Source organism: Mycolicibacterium chlorophenolicum (assembly GCF_001044235.1).
GTDB lineage: Bacteria > Actinomycetota > Actinomycetes > Mycobacteriales > Mycobacteriaceae > Mycobacterium > Mycobacterium chlorophenolicum.
The window spans coordinates 548,822-563,698 of record NZ_JYNL01000020.1; the positions used below are offsets into that span (position 1 = coordinate 548,822).

16 protein-coding genes are annotated in these 14,877 nt (G+C 70.1%); 4 read left to right on the forward strand and 12 right to left on the reverse strand.

Annotated elements, in window-relative coordinates; translation table 11 throughout:
• Position 1: 1 nt before the first annotated feature.
• From MCHLDSM_RS10720 to MCHLDSM_RS10750, 7 genes are read right to left on the reverse strand one after another with little or no spacing between them, the layout of a single operon-like run.
• Complete coding sequence (locus tag MCHLDSM_RS10720) at positions 2–928, reverse strand: alpha/beta hydrolase (RefSeq protein ID WP_048470027.1); 927 nt, start codon at positions 926–928, stop codon at positions 2–4.
• Positions 925–2,403, reverse strand: coding sequence for a flavin-containing monooxygenase (locus MCHLDSM_RS10725; protein ID WP_048470028.1), 1,479 nt, complete (start codon positions 2,401–2,403; stop codon positions 925–927). Before MCHLDSM_RS10725 ends, MCHLDSM_RS10720 begins: the two co-directional genes overlap by 4 nt.
• Positions 2,404–2,410: 7 nt before the next feature.
• A complete protein-coding gene (locus tag MCHLDSM_RS10730; protein WP_048470029.1) occupies positions 2,411–3,112 on the reverse strand; it encodes an SDR family NAD(P)-dependent oxidoreductase in 702 nt (233 codons plus the stop codon).
• Positions 3,112–3,867 (reverse strand): HpcH/HpaI aldolase family protein, encoded by a 756-nt coding sequence (locus tag MCHLDSM_RS10735; protein ID WP_048470030.1) that lies wholly within the window; start codon positions 3,865–3,867, stop codon positions 3,112–3,114. The genes MCHLDSM_RS10730 and MCHLDSM_RS10735 overlap by 1 nt, the downstream gene beginning before the upstream one ends.
• Entirely contained in the window at positions 3,864–4,832 is a 969-nt protein-coding gene (locus tag MCHLDSM_RS10740; protein WP_048470031.1) for a zinc-binding dehydrogenase, read from the reverse strand. Before MCHLDSM_RS10740 ends, MCHLDSM_RS10735 begins: the two co-directional genes overlap by 4 nt.
• 1 nt (position 4,833) lies before the next feature.
• Entirely contained in the window at positions 4,834–6,045 is a 1,212-nt protein-coding gene (locus tag MCHLDSM_RS10745; RefSeq protein WP_048470032.1) for a cytochrome P450, read from the reverse strand.
• Positions 6,042–6,746 carry a hypothetical protein gene (locus MCHLDSM_RS10750; RefSeq protein ID WP_048470033.1) on the reverse strand — a complete coding sequence of 235 codons (705 nt, stop codon included), beginning with the start codon at positions 6,744–6,746 and terminating at the stop codon, positions 6,042–6,044. The genes MCHLDSM_RS10745 and MCHLDSM_RS10750 overlap by 4 nt, the downstream gene beginning before the upstream one ends.
• 99 nt (positions 6,747–6,845) lie before the next feature.
• Between MCHLDSM_RS10750 and MCHLDSM_RS10755 the strand changes: the two genes are divergently transcribed.
• Both MCHLDSM_RS10755 and MCHLDSM_RS10760 read left to right on the forward strand, forming a co-directional pair.
• A complete protein-coding gene (locus MCHLDSM_RS10755; protein WP_048470034.1) occupies positions 6,846–7,664 on the forward strand; it encodes an SMP-30/gluconolactonase/LRE family protein in 819 nt (272 codons plus the stop codon).
• Positions 7,664–8,476, forward strand: coding sequence for a thioesterase family protein (locus MCHLDSM_RS10760; RefSeq protein ID WP_048470035.1), 813 nt, complete (start codon positions 7,664–7,666; stop codon positions 8,474–8,476). Before MCHLDSM_RS10755 ends, MCHLDSM_RS10760 begins: the two co-directional genes overlap by 1 nt.
• Here MCHLDSM_RS10760 and MCHLDSM_RS10765 read toward each other — a convergent pair.
• A complete protein-coding gene (locus tag MCHLDSM_RS10765) occupies positions 8,471–9,637 on the reverse strand; it encodes a CaiB/BaiF CoA transferase family protein (protein WP_048470036.1) in 1,167 nt (388 codons plus the stop codon). The two genes, MCHLDSM_RS10760 and MCHLDSM_RS10765, sit on opposite strands and share 6 nt — an antisense overlap.
• A gap of 73 nt (positions 9,638–9,710) precedes the next feature.
• Between MCHLDSM_RS10765 and MCHLDSM_RS10770 the strand changes: the two genes are divergently transcribed.
• Together MCHLDSM_RS10770 and MCHLDSM_RS10775 are read left to right on the forward strand one after the other, a co-directional pair.
• Positions 9,711–10,796, forward strand: a complete 1,086-nt coding sequence (locus tag MCHLDSM_RS10770) for an aminoglycoside phosphotransferase family protein (RefSeq protein WP_048470037.1) — start codon at positions 9,711–9,713, stop codon at positions 10,794–10,796.
• A 44-nt stretch (positions 10,797–10,840) separates the two neighbouring features.
• Positions 10,841–11,383 (forward strand): TetR/AcrR family transcriptional regulator, encoded by a 543-nt coding sequence (locus MCHLDSM_RS10775; RefSeq protein WP_048470038.1) that lies wholly within the window; start codon positions 10,841–10,843, stop codon positions 11,381–11,383.
• A gap of 15 nt (positions 11,384–11,398) precedes the next feature.
• Here the strand turns inward: MCHLDSM_RS10775 and rlmN are convergent, their stop codons facing one another.
• From rlmN to pyrH, 4 genes are all read right to left on the reverse strand, one after another.
• Positions 11,399–12,514 (reverse strand): dual-specificity RNA methyltransferase RlmN, encoded by a 1,116-nt coding sequence (gene rlmN, locus MCHLDSM_RS10780; protein WP_048470039.1) that lies wholly within the window; start codon positions 12,512–12,514, stop codon positions 11,399–11,401.
• Positions 12,515–12,530: 16 nt separating this feature from the next.
• Positions 12,531–13,412: a phosphatidate cytidylyltransferase gene (locus tag MCHLDSM_RS10785; RefSeq protein WP_048416446.1), complete on the reverse strand. Its 882-nt coding sequence runs from the start codon at positions 13,410–13,412 to the stop codon at positions 12,531–12,533.
• 2 nt (positions 13,413–13,414) lie between these two features.
• Positions 13,415–13,972, reverse strand: a complete 558-nt coding sequence (gene frr / locus MCHLDSM_RS10790; RefSeq protein ID WP_048470040.1) for a ribosome recycling factor — start codon at positions 13,970–13,972, stop codon at positions 13,415–13,417.
• 71 nt (positions 13,973–14,043) lie between these two features.
• Positions 14,044–14,796, reverse strand: a complete 753-nt coding sequence (gene pyrH, locus MCHLDSM_RS10795; protein ID WP_048470041.1) for a UMP kinase — start codon at positions 14,794–14,796, stop codon at positions 14,044–14,046.
• Positions 14,797–14,877: the final 81 nt, after the last annotated feature.

A 14,877-nucleotide genomic window follows, 5' to 3' on the forward strand; every position in this document is an offset into this window, starting at 1 on the left:
GTCAGCGCAGCAGGGCCCGCCTCAGCGCGGCGCCCTGCATCTCGAACAGCCGCGCACTGGTCTCCCATTCAGGGACCAGCGCGTCGAAACCGTGGCAGGTGCCCGGGAAGAGATGGAGTTCGGTGGACACGCCCGCCCACTGCAGTCGCAACGCGTAATCGATCGCCTCGTCGCGCAGGGGGTCGAGCTCCGAGCACGTGATCAGCGCGCCAGGCAGTCCGGTGAGATCGGACCGCCGCCCCGGCGCGGCCTCGGGGGTGACCGGCGCACCCGCCAGGTAGTGCTCCCACATCCAGCGCACCGCCTCGGAGTCGAAACCCGGTGTCGTGGAGCACTCTTCCTTGGACGGGCTCGGCCGGTCGTCGAGCACCGGCTGGTGCAGCATCTGGAACACCACGGGTGCGGCGTCCCCCGCCACAGCCCTCGCAGCCACGCCCGCCGCCAGCGCTCCCCCGGCACTGCTGCCCGCCACGGCCACCGCACCGGCATCGATGCCGAGCTCGGCACTGCACCTCACCGTCCACTCCAGCACCGCGGCCACGTCGTCCAGGGCGGCCGGGAAGGGATGCTCGGGTGCCAGGCGGTAGTCCGCCGAGATCACCGTGCAGCGGCCCCGGCGCGCGTACTCGATGCACTGCCGGTGATCGGTATCCAGGTTGCCGAGCACGAACGCGCCCGCGTGGCAGTAGATCACGGCCGGCGACGGCGGCGGACCGCCACGATAGATCCGGACCTCGATGCTGTCACCCGATCCGCTGGGCACCGTGCGCTGCTCGATCTCCACCCCGATCGTGTCCAGTGTCCTGGCGGCCTCGCCGCGGCGCTGGTTCAGTGAATCGCGGACCGCGCCGAGCACGGCAGGCGACAGATCTGCGCGGGCGTCGGCCAGATGCCGCAGGGCCGGGTCGAGCCGTTCGGTGATCGTCATCGGTCCACCTCCCGTTCGTCTGCGTCGAAACGGTAGTCCCCCGGCCGGAAGCGGCGCGTGAGCGCCCAGAAGTGCCGGGCGCTGCGCGGCCACTGCGTGACCACCCGGCCGTTCGCGGCGCGGAAGTAGTTGCTGCACCGCGTCAGCCAGACCGTGCCGGTCATCCACGTGTCGATCCGCGCGAGGAAGTCGCTCATCACCTCGGGACGCACCTCGATGAGGGACTTCTTCCTGCGGCGCAGATACCTCAGGGCACGCACGATGTAGCGGGCCTGCGCCTCCAGCATGAAGATCACGCTGTTGGAACCGACATTGGTGTTGGGGCCGTACAGCATGAAGAAATTCGGATAGCCGGGCACGGTCATGCCCAGATAGGCGAAGGCTCCGTCGCCCCAGGTCTGGCTCAGGGTGGCCCCGTCCACCCCGCGGACCTCCAGCTGTCCCAGGTAGTCCGCCGCGGCGTAACCGGTCGCGCACACCACCGCGTCGATGTCGAGTTCGGTGCCGTCGGCGGTCACCAACGATCGCGACCGCAGGGCCCGGGCGGGGCTGGAGACCACCTCGACGTGCGGCTGACCGAGCGTGCGCAGGTAGTCGGTGGCGAACACCAACCGCTTGCAGCCCATCGGGTGGTCGGGCGTCAACCGACGCCGCAGGTCGTCGTCGGCGATGGCGGCCCGGAGAGACTGCAGCGCAAGGGCGGTGAACTCCCGGGTCTTGTCGCTGCCGTGCTCGATGACCGAGATGTTGGCCTCGCTGCGCCACCACAGTCGGTTGCGGTAGACCCTGGCGGCCAGCGGCACATGGGCGAACACCCACTTCTCCCGCCGGCTGTACTCCCGGTCGGGTTTGGGCAGCACCCAGGTCGGCGATCGCTGCACCGAGTAGACCGTGTCGGCCACCTTCGCGATCTCGGGGATCAGTTGCGCCGCGGTCGATCCGGTGCCGAGCACGGCCACCTTCGCGCCCCGCAGATCCACGGAGTGATCCCACCGCGCCGTGTGGAAGATGGCCCCGGTGAACGGCTCCTCCTCGACGAGGTCGGGCATGACGGGCCGGCTGAACAGCCCGACCGCCGACACCACGATGTCGAAGAAGTACTCGTCGCCGTCGGTGGTGCGCAGACGCCAGCGATGCGCATCAGCCTGCCAGTGCGCCGACACGATCTCGGTGTCGAGCGTCAGGAGTGGGCCGAGGCGGTGGCGGTGCGCGCAGCGCTCGAAGTACTCGAGGATCTCCCGCTGACCCGACCACATCCGCGACCACCGCGGGTTCAGGTCGAACGAATAGGAGTACAGGTGCGACTTCACATCACAGGCCAGGCCGGGATAGGTGTTGATCCGCCAGGTGCCGCCGACGCCGCTTTCGCGGTCGAAGATCGTGACGTCGTCAAAGCCCGCCTTGCGCAGGAAGATTCCGAGCGCCAGTCCGCCCGGGCCGGCGCCGATGATCCCCACCGAGGGCGATGTCGTCATGACCGCCTCATCCGATCGTCAGGGATTGCCCACCGTCGACGATGAGCTCCGATCCGGTGATGAACGACGCGTGCTCCGACGCCAGGAACGCCACCGCGTCGGCGATCTCGACGGGCCTGCCGATGCGGCCCAGCAGCGCGTGCGCGGCCAACCGGGACTGTGTGTCCGCGTCGAGCATCGGTGTCTCGACCGGCCCGGGGAAGACGGCGTTCACCCGGATCCCGTCGGGCGCCAACTCCACGGCGGCGACCTGCGTCAGCCCCCTCAGTGCCCATTTCGACGACCCGTAGGCCGCGTGGTTCGGGAACGGCCTGATCGCGCCGGTGCTGCACGTGTTGACCACGGAGGCACCCGCGGCGTCCCGCAGATGCGGCAGCGCGGCGCGGATGCCCAGGAACGGCCCGAGACAATTCACCCGCCAGCTGCCCTCGAATCCGTCGGCCGTCTCGTCGGCGAGCGGACGGCGATGCAGCACACCGGCATTGTTGACCAGCGTGGTGAGTCCGCCGAACTCTCCGACTGTGGCCGCGACCGCCGCCGCCCACTGATCGCCCGACGTCACGTCGAGGTGCAGGGCGAGGGCACGGTCGTGGCGCACGTCGATCGTGCGTACGTCGCACGCGGCGACGTGGTAGCCGTCGTCGAGAAGCCGCGCCGTGATCGCTGCGCCCTGCCCGCGTGCGGCACCGGTGACGAGTGCGACGGGCATCACGGGGTCCCGGTGGCCTCGGCGAGGTGCGCCGCGGCGCCGCGGCTCAGCGCCTGCGTTTCGGAAGCGAGTGTGATCATCCGAAAGCCTTTGTGCGCCAAAACTCTCCCCTGATCGCCGCTGCCGGCATGGATTCCCGCGACCAGACCCGCTGCCGCTGCCGCGCGCCGGATCGCGGCGACGGCGTCCGTGACCTCCGGTTGCGTCCAGGCGCGCGCCGGGTGGTGGCCCATCGAGATCGCGAGATCCGCAGGGCCGACGTAGATCCCGGTCAGGCCCGGCACCGCGCATATCTCGTCGGCCGCGGCGAGACCGCGGGCCGTCTCGATCATCGCGAACACCGACACGCGCGACTGCAGGACATCCGGATCGACCCCGAGGTCGGCTCGCAACGGACCGTAGCTGCGGATCCCGTCCGGGGCGTAGCGCGTCGCGGCCACCGCCTGCCCGGCCTGCTCGGCCGTCTCGACCATCGCGATCACCACACCGTCGGCGCCCGCGTCGAGCACCCGGCCGATGGGGGCGGCGTCGGCGCCGGGTAGGCGCACCACCGTCGCGACAGCCGTGTGCTGCAGGCGACGCAGCATCACCGCGACGTCGACGTCGCTGAGATAGCCGTGCTGGACGTCGAAACCCACATAGTCGTATCCGGCGCAGGCGAACGCCTCCGGGCCCAGCGCGGTGGGCCCGGTGATCCAGCCACCCCACACCTGGGGCTTGGTGGCCAGCGCCTGCTGCAGTCTGCTCGCCGTCACGCCACGATCGCGATCTTGATGCGCCCGGGCACGGGTCTGCTCGCCACCTCGAAAGCCTCCTGTACATCGCCGATTCCGAAGGTGTGGGTCAGATAGCGGTCCAGCAGGCCGGGATGCTCGCGGGCGAAGGAGTCGGCGCGGTGCAGGACACGGCGGCGCTCCAGGGTCACTCCGGCCTTGAGGGTCAGGTTGTTCCGGAGCATGGTGCGCATGCTGATCGGATAGGCGTCGTCGTCGGGCACACCGAAGTAGAACACCGTCCCCCCGGACGCCGCCGCCTCCACGGCGTGGGACAGCGTCGCCACCTGATGCCCGACCGCCTCGATCACGATGTCCGGCCTGGCCTCCGGGCGCAGATGCCGCACCCACCGGTCGCTGGTGGCCCTGACGACGCTGTCGACCCCGAACGACGGCCCGACGTCGTCGCGATCCAGCGGATCGACGCCGGTGACGTGCGCTGCCCCTTCGGTTTTCGCGACGTAGGAGAACAGCAGGCCGATGGAGCCCTGGCCCAGCACCGCCACTCGGCGGCCGGTCAGGTCGGGAAGCTGCTCGACGGCGTAGAGCACGCAGGCCAGCGGTTGCAGCGCCACCGCGTGCTCGGGCCGCAGCGCCGGATCGTAGGAGACCAGCCCCTCGCCGTCGGCGACGACCTGCTCCATCAGCCCGTCGAAACCCGAGGCCCACCCGACCACCCGGTCACCGGGCCGGTGCGCGGCGTGTCTGCTCGCGAGGACCTCGCCGGCGACCTCGTGAACCGGGAACCCGTCCATCTCGGCGGCATGCGCGCCGGTGTCGCCCGCCAGCCTGCCCTGCGCCCCCCGGAACGCGGGCAGGTCGCTGCCGCAGATGCCGCCGGCGAGAAAGCGCAGCAGCACCTGGCCCTCGGCCAGCGATTCCGGCGACGGTTGCGGCCGCTCGGTTCTCTCGAACCGATAGGGCGCGGTCAGGCGGTAGCACCACATGTCAGCCGACCTCGACGGGGATGCTGTTCCAGCCCCACTGGAAGCTCGACGGTGGTCGCGACGCCCGGGCGGCATCGACGTGGAATTCGGGTACGCGCCTGAGCCATTCGGTCACCATGATGGTGATCTCGAGGCGCGCCAGATGGGAGCCGAGGCAGAAGTGCTGCCCACGGCCGAAGGCCAGCAGCCGCTCGATGGGCCTGTTCCAAACAAAGTCGTCGGGGGCCGGGTACTCCCGCTCGTCCCGGTTGGCCGAGGCGATCAGCGAGATGATCCGCTGCCCGGGCCGGATCGTGATGCCGTGCAGGGTGAACGGCCGGCGCAGCGTCCGCGCGAACCACTGCGCGGGCGCGCAATAGCGGATCATCTCCTCCCGCGCGATCGGCACGGTGGCCGCAACGTCCTCCGTCACCGCGGCCAGCTGGTCGGGCCGGGAGCTCAACTCCCACAGGCCGTGCGCCACGATCTTGGGCACCGTCTCGGTGCCGCCGATGAAGACGCCGAGCATCTGGACGGCCGCTTCGTGGTCGGTCAGGGCGGCCCCGTCCGGCAACCGGTAGCCCAGCAGGTTGTCGGCGATGGGCACCTCGTCCCCCTCGCCCGCGCGCCGGCGCGCCACCACCGGGATCAGGTGATCCAGGTATCCGGGCCGGGCGTCGGCCACCTCGACACCGGAGCCGGGCTCGGCCAGGCTGCCGGCGTTGACGGTCGCCAGTACGTCCCCGGCGAGATCGGTGGGCAGGCCGACCAGGTCGCACACCACCGAAGCGGCGACGATGCCGGCGTACTCGGCGGTGAGGTCGAAGTGCCCGCGCGGCAACAGGACGTCGAGCCGCTCGTTGGCCAGCTCGCGGATCCGCGTGGCGAGCGCGGCGATCTTCCTGGGCCGAAAGGGAGTGGCGGTGGCGCGCCGCACCTCGTCGTAGAGGGGCGCGTCGAAATTGGCGTGGAACGGCAACGGATGCAGCGGCGGGTCGGGCACCGGCCCGTCGTTGTGAGCGGCGAGCACCGCGGCCGAGGGCAACGTGCCCTCCGAGGCGACGAACGTTCCGTCGTTGACCTCCAACACCTTCCAGATGTCGGCGAACCGCGACAACGCGTAGGTGTCCCACTGCTCGAGGTAGTACACCGGGTACTGCTCGCGCAGGACCCGGTAGTACGCCGGCGGGTCGGCCATCACCGCGGGGTCGAACGGGTCGTAGCGAAAGCTCATCGCAGCGGCGACGGTGGCAGGGCGGCCAGGATGGAGTCCTCCCAGCCGTCACGCAGTGCGGGGGCGACGCTCATCCACGTGACGATCTCGGCGGGCGGGCTGTCCTTCCACGACGGGTAGTGGTTCTCGAAGCAGGCCCAGTCCCCGTCGAGGGCCCAGTAGTGGATGACCTCGTTGAACCGGAACGTGGTGATGAACGAGCCGAGCCAGCGCTTGCCGGTGGCCTCGGACCACGGCACATAGAGCCGTTCCAGTTCCCGGATGTAATCGTCCTGCCGGCCGGGTTTGGTCTGCATGATCTCCTGGATCACCAGGCCGGCCGTCACCTTCGCCTCGGTCAGCTGGGCCAGCGTCCTGTTGCTGCGACCGGCGTACATGATGCGGCCCTCGCCGCGGGCGCCGACGTCGCGCAGATAGCCCGCCCACGCCGCGGCCGCAGCCTCATGGCTCCCACCGCGCGCCTGGGCCCGCCCGATGCGTGCGTAGTCGGCGAACGCGTCGAGCTCCCAGATCAGCGTCGCCTGCGGCCAGTGCCCGTTGTAGGGGGTCGTCTCCCACATCGCGAACAGTCGCGCGCCGAGTTCGGTCATCATCGGGTGGTAGAGGCCGCTGAACTGCGCGACGAACTCGTCGCTGCCCGCAGCGCCCAGATCGATCGTCTCGTGCAGGTAGAGCAGCGTGTGGCTGTGGTACTTCTTCATGGTCACGTCAGCACCCGGGGGCTGCAGGTAGTTGACAGCTGCACTCAGCGAGCGTGACACTTGTCGAGTGTTTTGTAAAGCAGCGGAGGCTGCCGCCGAATGTCGCTGACCCCGTTGGCCAACGGCTTCTGCTTCGGCGAGGGCCCACGCTGGTTCGAGGGCCTGGTGTGGTTCTCCGACATGCTCGGCGAAGCGGTGCACACCGTGACGCTCGGCGGTGAACAGAGCACGCTGCCGCTGCCGGGGCACGCACCGTCCGGCCTCGGCTTCCGCCCCGACGGAACGCTGCTGATCGTGTCCGCCGCCCGTCGGCAGATCCTCGGTTACGACGGGGAGACGGTCACGGTCGTCGCCGACGTGTCGGCGGTGGTGCCCGCCGACCTCGGTGACATGGTGATCGACAGGCACGGCTGCGCGTACGTCGGCTCCCAGGCCCGCGAGGGCGGGGAGCTCGTGCGGATCGACCCCGACGCGCCGAGGGATCAGCGCGCCACGGTGGTCGCCGACGCCCTCGAGTTCCCCAACGGGATCGCGCTGACCGAGGACGGGACGACGCTGATCGTCGCCGAATCCACCGGACGCCGGCTGACCGCCTTCACTGTGGCTGAGGACGGAACGCTGGGCGAGCGAAGGGTTTTCGCCGAGGGCCTGGACGGACCACCGGACGGTATCTGCCTCGACGCCGAGGGCGGGGTGTGGGTGGCGTTGACGCTGGCACACCAGTTCGCCCGGATCGAGCCGCTCGGCACGGACTCCTACATCGTGACCGAGCGGATCGCCCTCGGCGACCGGGCGGCCATCGCCTGCGCGCTGGGCGGCCCCGAGGGGCAGACCTTGTTCCTGCTGTCGTCGGTGAGCGCATATCCGGAAACCCTGCGCGGAACCTCGGATTCGCGCCTCGACGCGATCACGGTCTGATGGCGGACTCGTACTTCGAGCTGCTCGACAGCGACGAGCGCGGCGAGCGCTTCCGCGCGAGCGATTTCGTCCGCGGCACCTGGACGGCGACCATCCAGCACGGTGGGCCCGTGTCGGCGCTGCTGGTGCGCGGCCTGCAGCGTTGCGAGCGCCGCGACGACACCCGGCTGAGCCGGGTGCTGATCGACCTGCTGGGGCCGGTGCCCGCCGACGGCGACCTGTGGGTGCGGGCGCGACGGGATCGCGCCGGCAGGCAGATCGAGCTGGTCAGCGCCGAGATGCTGGCGCCGGGCCCGGACGGTGCGCCGCGGCCGGTGGCCCGCGCGAGCGGATGGCGCTTCCAGACCCAGGACACCGTCGAGGTGGCCGGCGCCTCGGCACCGCCTCTGCGGCCGCGCTGCGAGGCGGTCAGCCGGGACATGCGCAAGGACTGGGACCTCAACTATCTGCACAGCGTCGACTGGCGCTGGCTCACCACGCCCCGCGGCGAGCAGCCCGGCGAGTCGTGGATCCGGCCTGAGGTCGGCCTCGTCGACGGTGAGGCGATGACGCCGCTCGAGCGTCTGTTCGCCGTCGCCGACAACGCCAACGGCATCGGCACGAAGCTCGACATCCGTCGCTGGACGTTCCTCAACTCCGATCTCGCGGTACACGTGCATCGCGTCCCGCAGGGCGAGTGGACCGGTATCCGCGCCGAGACCAGCTACGGTCCCGACGGCATCGGTACGACGATCGGCACCCTGTTCGACGAGCTGGGGCCGGTCGGCGCGATCCAGCAGTCGGTGCTGGTCCGGCGGCGCACGACGTCATGACCGGCTGAGGCGGGCGAGCACCTCCTCTGTGTGCTCACCCAGTTGCGGTGCGGTGCAGCGGATCTCGATTGGCGTGCCGTGAAAGTCCGCCGGGGTGGCCACCATCGGGACCGACGCCCCGGGGTCATGCGCGTCGGGCACGTAGACGATGCCGCCGGCGGCGTGGAACTGGTCGTCGGCGACCACGTCCTCGAGCGTGTTGATCGGCGACCAGAACAGTTCGGGTTCCGCCGCGAAGGCGTCCGCCCACTCGTCGAGCGAGCGGGTCGCGAAGATCTCGTCGAGTGCAGCGATCAGCTCGGGTGCGTGCGCCGCGCGGTCCTGGGCGCTCGCGTAGCGCTCGTCGGTCAGCCACTCGGGCCGTCCGACCGCACGGCACAGCGGAGGCCAGTGCCGTCCGGCCTGCAGTCCGACGATCCAGAACCGGCGTCCGTCACCGGCGGCGTAGTTGTTCATGCAGGGGTTGCCCATCGTCTCGCGTTGCCCGATCGCGATCGTGTGCCCGGTGAGCAGGAACGTGGTGAGGTCGAAGCTCACGGTGTAGGCACCCTGCCGGTACAGCGACGTGGTGACGAGTTGCCCTGCGCCCGTTCGGTTGCGCGCAACCAGGGCCGCGCACACCGCCCCCGCGAGCGTCATCCCCGCGGTGTGGTCACCCATCCCGCCGCGCTGGAAGGGCGGCGTGTCGCCGGGCCGGGTCAACAGGTGCGCCAGACCGGCGCGCGCCCAGAACGCCGCGACGTCGTAGGCCGCGCGGTCGGCGTCCGGTCCGCTCTCGCCGTATCCGGTGATCAGCCCGTAGACCAGCCGCGAATTGCGGTGTGCGACATCCTCGAAGGCCAATCCGATCCGGCGCAGGGCGGCCGGCCGGACGTTGGTGAGGAACACGTCGGCGTCCTCGATCAGGGCGAACGCGGCGGCCCGACCGTCGTCGGTGGTCACGTCCAGCACGACGCTGCGCTTGCCGCGGTTGTCCATCTCGAACGGGGGGCTCGACTCCTCGATGCCCATCATCCGGCCGAAGCTGCGCGCGGGGTCGCCCGTCGGCGGCTCGATCTTCACGACGTCGGCACCCCAGTCGGCGAGGATCCCGCCCGCCGCCGGCCCGGCCACCCACACGCCCAGTTCGACGACCCTGATGCCCTCCAGCGGACCCGCCATGATCCTCGCTTTACAAATCGCGCTTGGCTTGTAAGCCTGTTGTGACTACCGGGTCCAAGCCTAGGAGGCGTGCGTGTCCGTCGGGGACGTACTCGTACACCTGGGCCGGGGTGCGCGTCGGATCGGCACCGACGCGGTGGCCGGCCGGTGGCGCCCGCTGCCCCGCAGCCTCGACGACGTCGACGCCGACACACTGTCCGTCCTGATGGACAGGACCGTCACCTCGGTGACGGTGATCGACGGCGACAGTGGGACCTCGTCGCGGGCCCGGCTCGCGCTGACCGGCGAGGGCGTACCGCCGTCGGTCTTCGTCAAGATGGCGGCCGAAACCGTCGCCACCCGGATGCTCGGTGAACTCGGCAACCTCGCGGACACCGAGGTGCGGTTCTACCGCGACCTGGCACCGGGGCTGACCGGCGTCCCGCGCATGTACGGCGCCCGGTTCGACTCCTGGACCGGGCGCTTCGTGCTCGTCCTCGAGGACCTCGCCGCGGTGCCGTGCGTGTTCCCGGACACGCTGCATCCGATCGACCCCGACCGCGCGGCGCTGGTCGTCGAACTGCTCGCCTCGCTGCATGCGACGTTCTGGGAGCGCCCGCCCGCGTGGTCGTACACCGCCTCCGGTGACAGCGCCGCGGCGCTGACGGGTCCGCTGCTGCGAAGGTCGGCGAGGCGGCTGGCCGGGCGTCTTCCGGTCGCGCGCGGCCGGTTCATCGACGAGAACTACCGGGCGGTCGCCGCGCTGATCGACCGTCCGCCCCACACCGTCATGCACGGCGATGCCCATCCGGGGAACCTGTACTTCCGCGACGGGCGGGCCGGCCTGCTGGACTGGCAGGCGGTGCGCCGTGGACACCCGGGCCGGGAACTGGCCTACACCCTGGTGACCGGCATGGCCACCGAGGACCGGCGCAACGCCGAGCGCGATCTGCTCGACGTCTACCGCCGGGCACTGGCCGCCGCGGGCGGGCCCGACCTGGATCGCGACGACCTGTGGGAGCGCTACCGCCAGGGTGCGCTCTACCCCTACGTCGCGGCGCTCATCACCGCCGGCCTGGGCGGGATGCAGGCCGAGGACGTCGCGCTGCGCGGTCTCGAGCACGCGCTGGCCGCGCTCGAGGACCTCGACACCGTCGCTGCGCTGAGGAGATCTCTGTGACCGAACGCTTAGGATCGACGGCGAACCGAGCGAAAGACGAGCCCGTGAACCACCCCGCACGCGACCGCTCCGACGGCGAGGACACCTCGACGCGGCACCGGATCCTGGTGGCGACCGCAGAGGTGCTCGGCCGCAGCGGACAGACCAAACTGAGCCTGTCGGAGGTCGCGCTGCAGGCCGGGGTGTCCCGCCCGACGCTGTACCGCTGGTTCGCCGACAAACAGGAATTGTTGACCGCCTTCGGCATCTACGAGCGCGACATGTTCGAGACGGGGATCGCCAAGGCCACCGCCGGGCTGCGGGGCAACGACCGGGTGGACGCCGCGATGCGGTTCATCGTCGACTACCAGCAGTCCTACTCCGGGGTGCGACTGGTCGACATCGAACCCGAGGTGGTGATCGGCCGGCTGGCCCACATCATCCCGGCGATGCGCGGGCAGCTCGAGAAGCTGCTGCCCGGCCCGAACGGCGCGGTCAAGGCCGCGACCGCGGTGCGCGTGGCCGTATCGCACTACATCGTGCGCAGCGACGACGCCGACCAGTTCCTCGCCCAGCTGCGCCACTGCGTGGGCATCAGAAACAGCTGACGGGCGAGGAGGAACTCAGCCCTGCGCGGCCAATTGCCCACAGGCGGCGGCGATTTCGCGCCCACGGGTGTCACGCACGGTGCAGGACACGCCGCGCTCGCGCACCCGGCGGACGAACTCCCGCTCGGCCGGTTTGGGACTGGCGTCCCACTCGCTGCCCGGTGTCGGGTTCAGCGGGATGACGTTGACGTGCGCCAGCGGCCCCAGCGCGCCGTGCAGCTTCTTGCCGAGCAGGTCGGCCCGCCACGGCTGGTCGTTGACGTCACGGATGAGCGCGTATTCGATCGACACGCGCCGGCCCGTCGCGTCGGCGTAGTACCGCGCCGCGTCGAGCGCCTCGCTGACCTTCCACCGGTTGTTCACCGGGACGAGCGTGTCGCGCAGTTCGTCGTCGGGCGCGTGCAGCGACAGGGCGAGGGTCACATTGAGCTTCTCGTCGGCCAGCTTGCGGATCGCCGGCGCCAACCCCACCGTCGACACCGTCACCGAGCGGGCGGAGATGCCGAAGCCCGCCGGCGGCGCCGCCGTGATCCGCCGCACCGCGGCCACCACGCGGTTGTAGTTGGCGAGCGGCTCCCCCATGCCCATGAACACGATGTTGGACAGCCGCGACCCGTCGCGGTCGCGCAGTTCGGCCGCCGCGGAGCGGACCTGCTCGAGGATCTCGGCGGTCGACAGGTTGCGCGTCAACCCGGCCTGACCCGTCGCACAGAACGGGCAGGCCATCCCGCAGCCGGCCTGGGAGGAGATGCACACCGTGTTGCGGTCCGGGTACCGCATCAGCACCGACTCGAACGACGTCTGGTCCATCGCGCGCCACAGCACCTTGCGGGTCTCGCCGGCGTCGCACTCGATCTCGCGGGCAGCCCCGAACAGCGTCGGGAACAACGCCTGACCCACCTGCTCGCGCACCGCGGCGGGCAGGTCGGTCATCTGCGTGGGATCGGCGATCAACCGCCCGTAGTACTGGTTGGCCAGCTGCTTGCCGCGAAACGCGGGCAGGCCGAGTTCGGCGACGGCAGCGGCGCGGCCGGCGTCGTCGAGATCGGCGAAATGCCGCGGCGGCATCGCGCGGCGCGGGGCATCGAAGACGAGGGGCACGGCAGGCTTGGCCCCGGAGGATTCAGGCATGAGTACCGCCAGTATCTCAGGCCAGCAGGGTGAGCACGATCCATCCGGCGACAGCCGAGGGCAGCATGGCGTCGATGCGGTCCATCAGACCGCCGTGGCCGGGCAGCAGCGTGCCCATGTCTTTGATGCCCAGATCGCGCTTGACCTGGGATTCCACCAGGTCACCGCACACTCCGGTGATCACCAGCATCAGGCCGAGCGGCACGCCGACCCACCCCGGCTTGTCGAGCAGGAACGTGACCGAGAGCACGGCGGCGGTGACACCGAAGACCAGCGATCCGCCCAGGCCCTCCCACGATTTCTTGGGGCTGATGGCGGGGGCCATCAGGTGCTTGCCGAACAGCACCCCGGCGACATACCCCCCGATGTCGGCGAAGACGACCGTCGCGATCACCGTGAACACCCGCACGCCGCCGTGGTCGGCGAAGATGAGCAGCGCGGTGAACGCCCCGAACATCGGCACCCAGGTCGCCAGCAGGACGGTCGCGGCGATGTCGCGCAGATAGTTCACCGGCTGGCGGGTCAGCCCCTGACCGAGCAGCCGCCACACCATGCAGACCACGACGGTGCCGCCGTAGGCGCCGAGCAGTCCCGCCGTCCCGAACGGCCACGTCAGCCAGATCATCGCCTGGCCGCCGACCAGCAGCGGGATGGTGGGCAGCGCGTAGCCGTGCTCGCCGAGCCGCCGAATCACCTCGTGGGTGGCGATCGCCATGGCCGCCGCCAGCAGCGGAAGCCACCAGATCGGCGCGAACAGCAGGATGCCGATCGCCATGGCGCCGAGCACCACACCGACGCCGATGGCGGCGGGCAGGTTGCGGCCGGCGCGGGATTTCTTCTCCGTCGGCGGTTCGCCGACCGGTTTGTCTGGCACGGGAGTCGATTGCTGGTCGGTCATCCTCAGACCTCCAGCAGTTCGCCTTCCTTGTGCTTGACCAAGTCGTCGATCTGCGTCGTGTACTGCGCGGTGGTCTTGTCGAGATCCTTCTCCGCCCGAGTGACCTCGTCCTCGCCCGCTTCGCCGTCCTTCTTGATGCGGGTCAGCTCCTCCATCGCCTTGCGGCGGATGTTGCGCACCGACACCTTCGCGTCCTCACCCTTTGACTTGGCCTGCTTGACCAGGTCGCGCCGCCGTTCTTCGGTCAGCTGCGGGATCGACACCCGGATGATGTTGCCGTCGTTGGTCGGGTTGACCCCCAGGTCCGAATTGCGGATCGCGTCCTCGATGTTGCGCAGCTGGTTGGCCTCATAGGGCTTGATCACCACCATCCGCGCCTCGGGGACGTTGATGCTGGACAGCTGGGTGATGGGGGTGGCGGCACCGTAGTAGTCGACGTGGATGCGGTTGAACATGCCGGGGTTGGCGCGCCCGGTGCGAATCGACGCCAGGTCGTCCCGCGCCACCGACACGGCCTTCTCCATCTTCTCCTCGGCATCGAAGAGCGTCTCGTCGATCACCTAGGTCTTCTCCCGTCGCTTCGCTCGCATGCCCTCTCCCGTCACTGTCGCCGGCTCCCCCGCGGTTGCCCTCAGGTGGTGACCAGTGTGCCGATCTTCTCACCTGCCACGGCACGGGCGATATTGCCATCCGTGAGCAGGTTGAACACCAGGATCGGCATTCCGTTGTCCATGCAGAGGCTGAACGCGGTGGCATCGGCCACCTTGAGGCCGCGGTCGATGACCTCGCGGTGACTGATCGCGGTGAGCAGTTCGGCGTCGGGCTCGAGGCGCGGGTCGGCGGTGAAGACACCGTCGACGGCCTTGGCCATCAACACCACCTCCGCCCCGATCTCCAGCGCGCGCTGAGCGGCGGTGGTGTCGGTGGAGAAATACGGCAGACCCATGCCGGCGCCGAAGATGACCACGCGCCCCTTCTCCAGATGCCGCTGGGCGCGCAACGGGATGTACGGCTCGGCCACCTGACCCATCGTGATGGCGGTCTGGACGCGCGTCTGAATGCCCTCCTTCTCCAGGAAGTCTTGCAGCGCAAGGCTGTTCATGACCGTGCCGAGCATGCCCATGTAATCCGAGCGGGTGCGCTCCATACCGCGCTGCTGCAGTTGGGCGCCGCGGAAGAAGTTGCCGCCGCCGATGACGACGGCCACCTGGACGCCGCTGCGCACCACCTCGGCGATCTGGCGTGCCACCAGGGCGACGACGTCGGGGTCCAGACCGACCTGGCCCCCACCAAACATCTCCCCGCCGAGTTTGAGCAGCACGCGGGTGTAGGCGGGCCGGATCGACGACGCGTTCTCCCCGTTGCTGCTGGTGCCTTCCGCCATCCGACTCCTTCGGGGTCTCGCATAGATTCGCCGTCCCCGCGAGTGCCGCGGACGGCTGCCCTAATCCTGCCTCATCCCAGG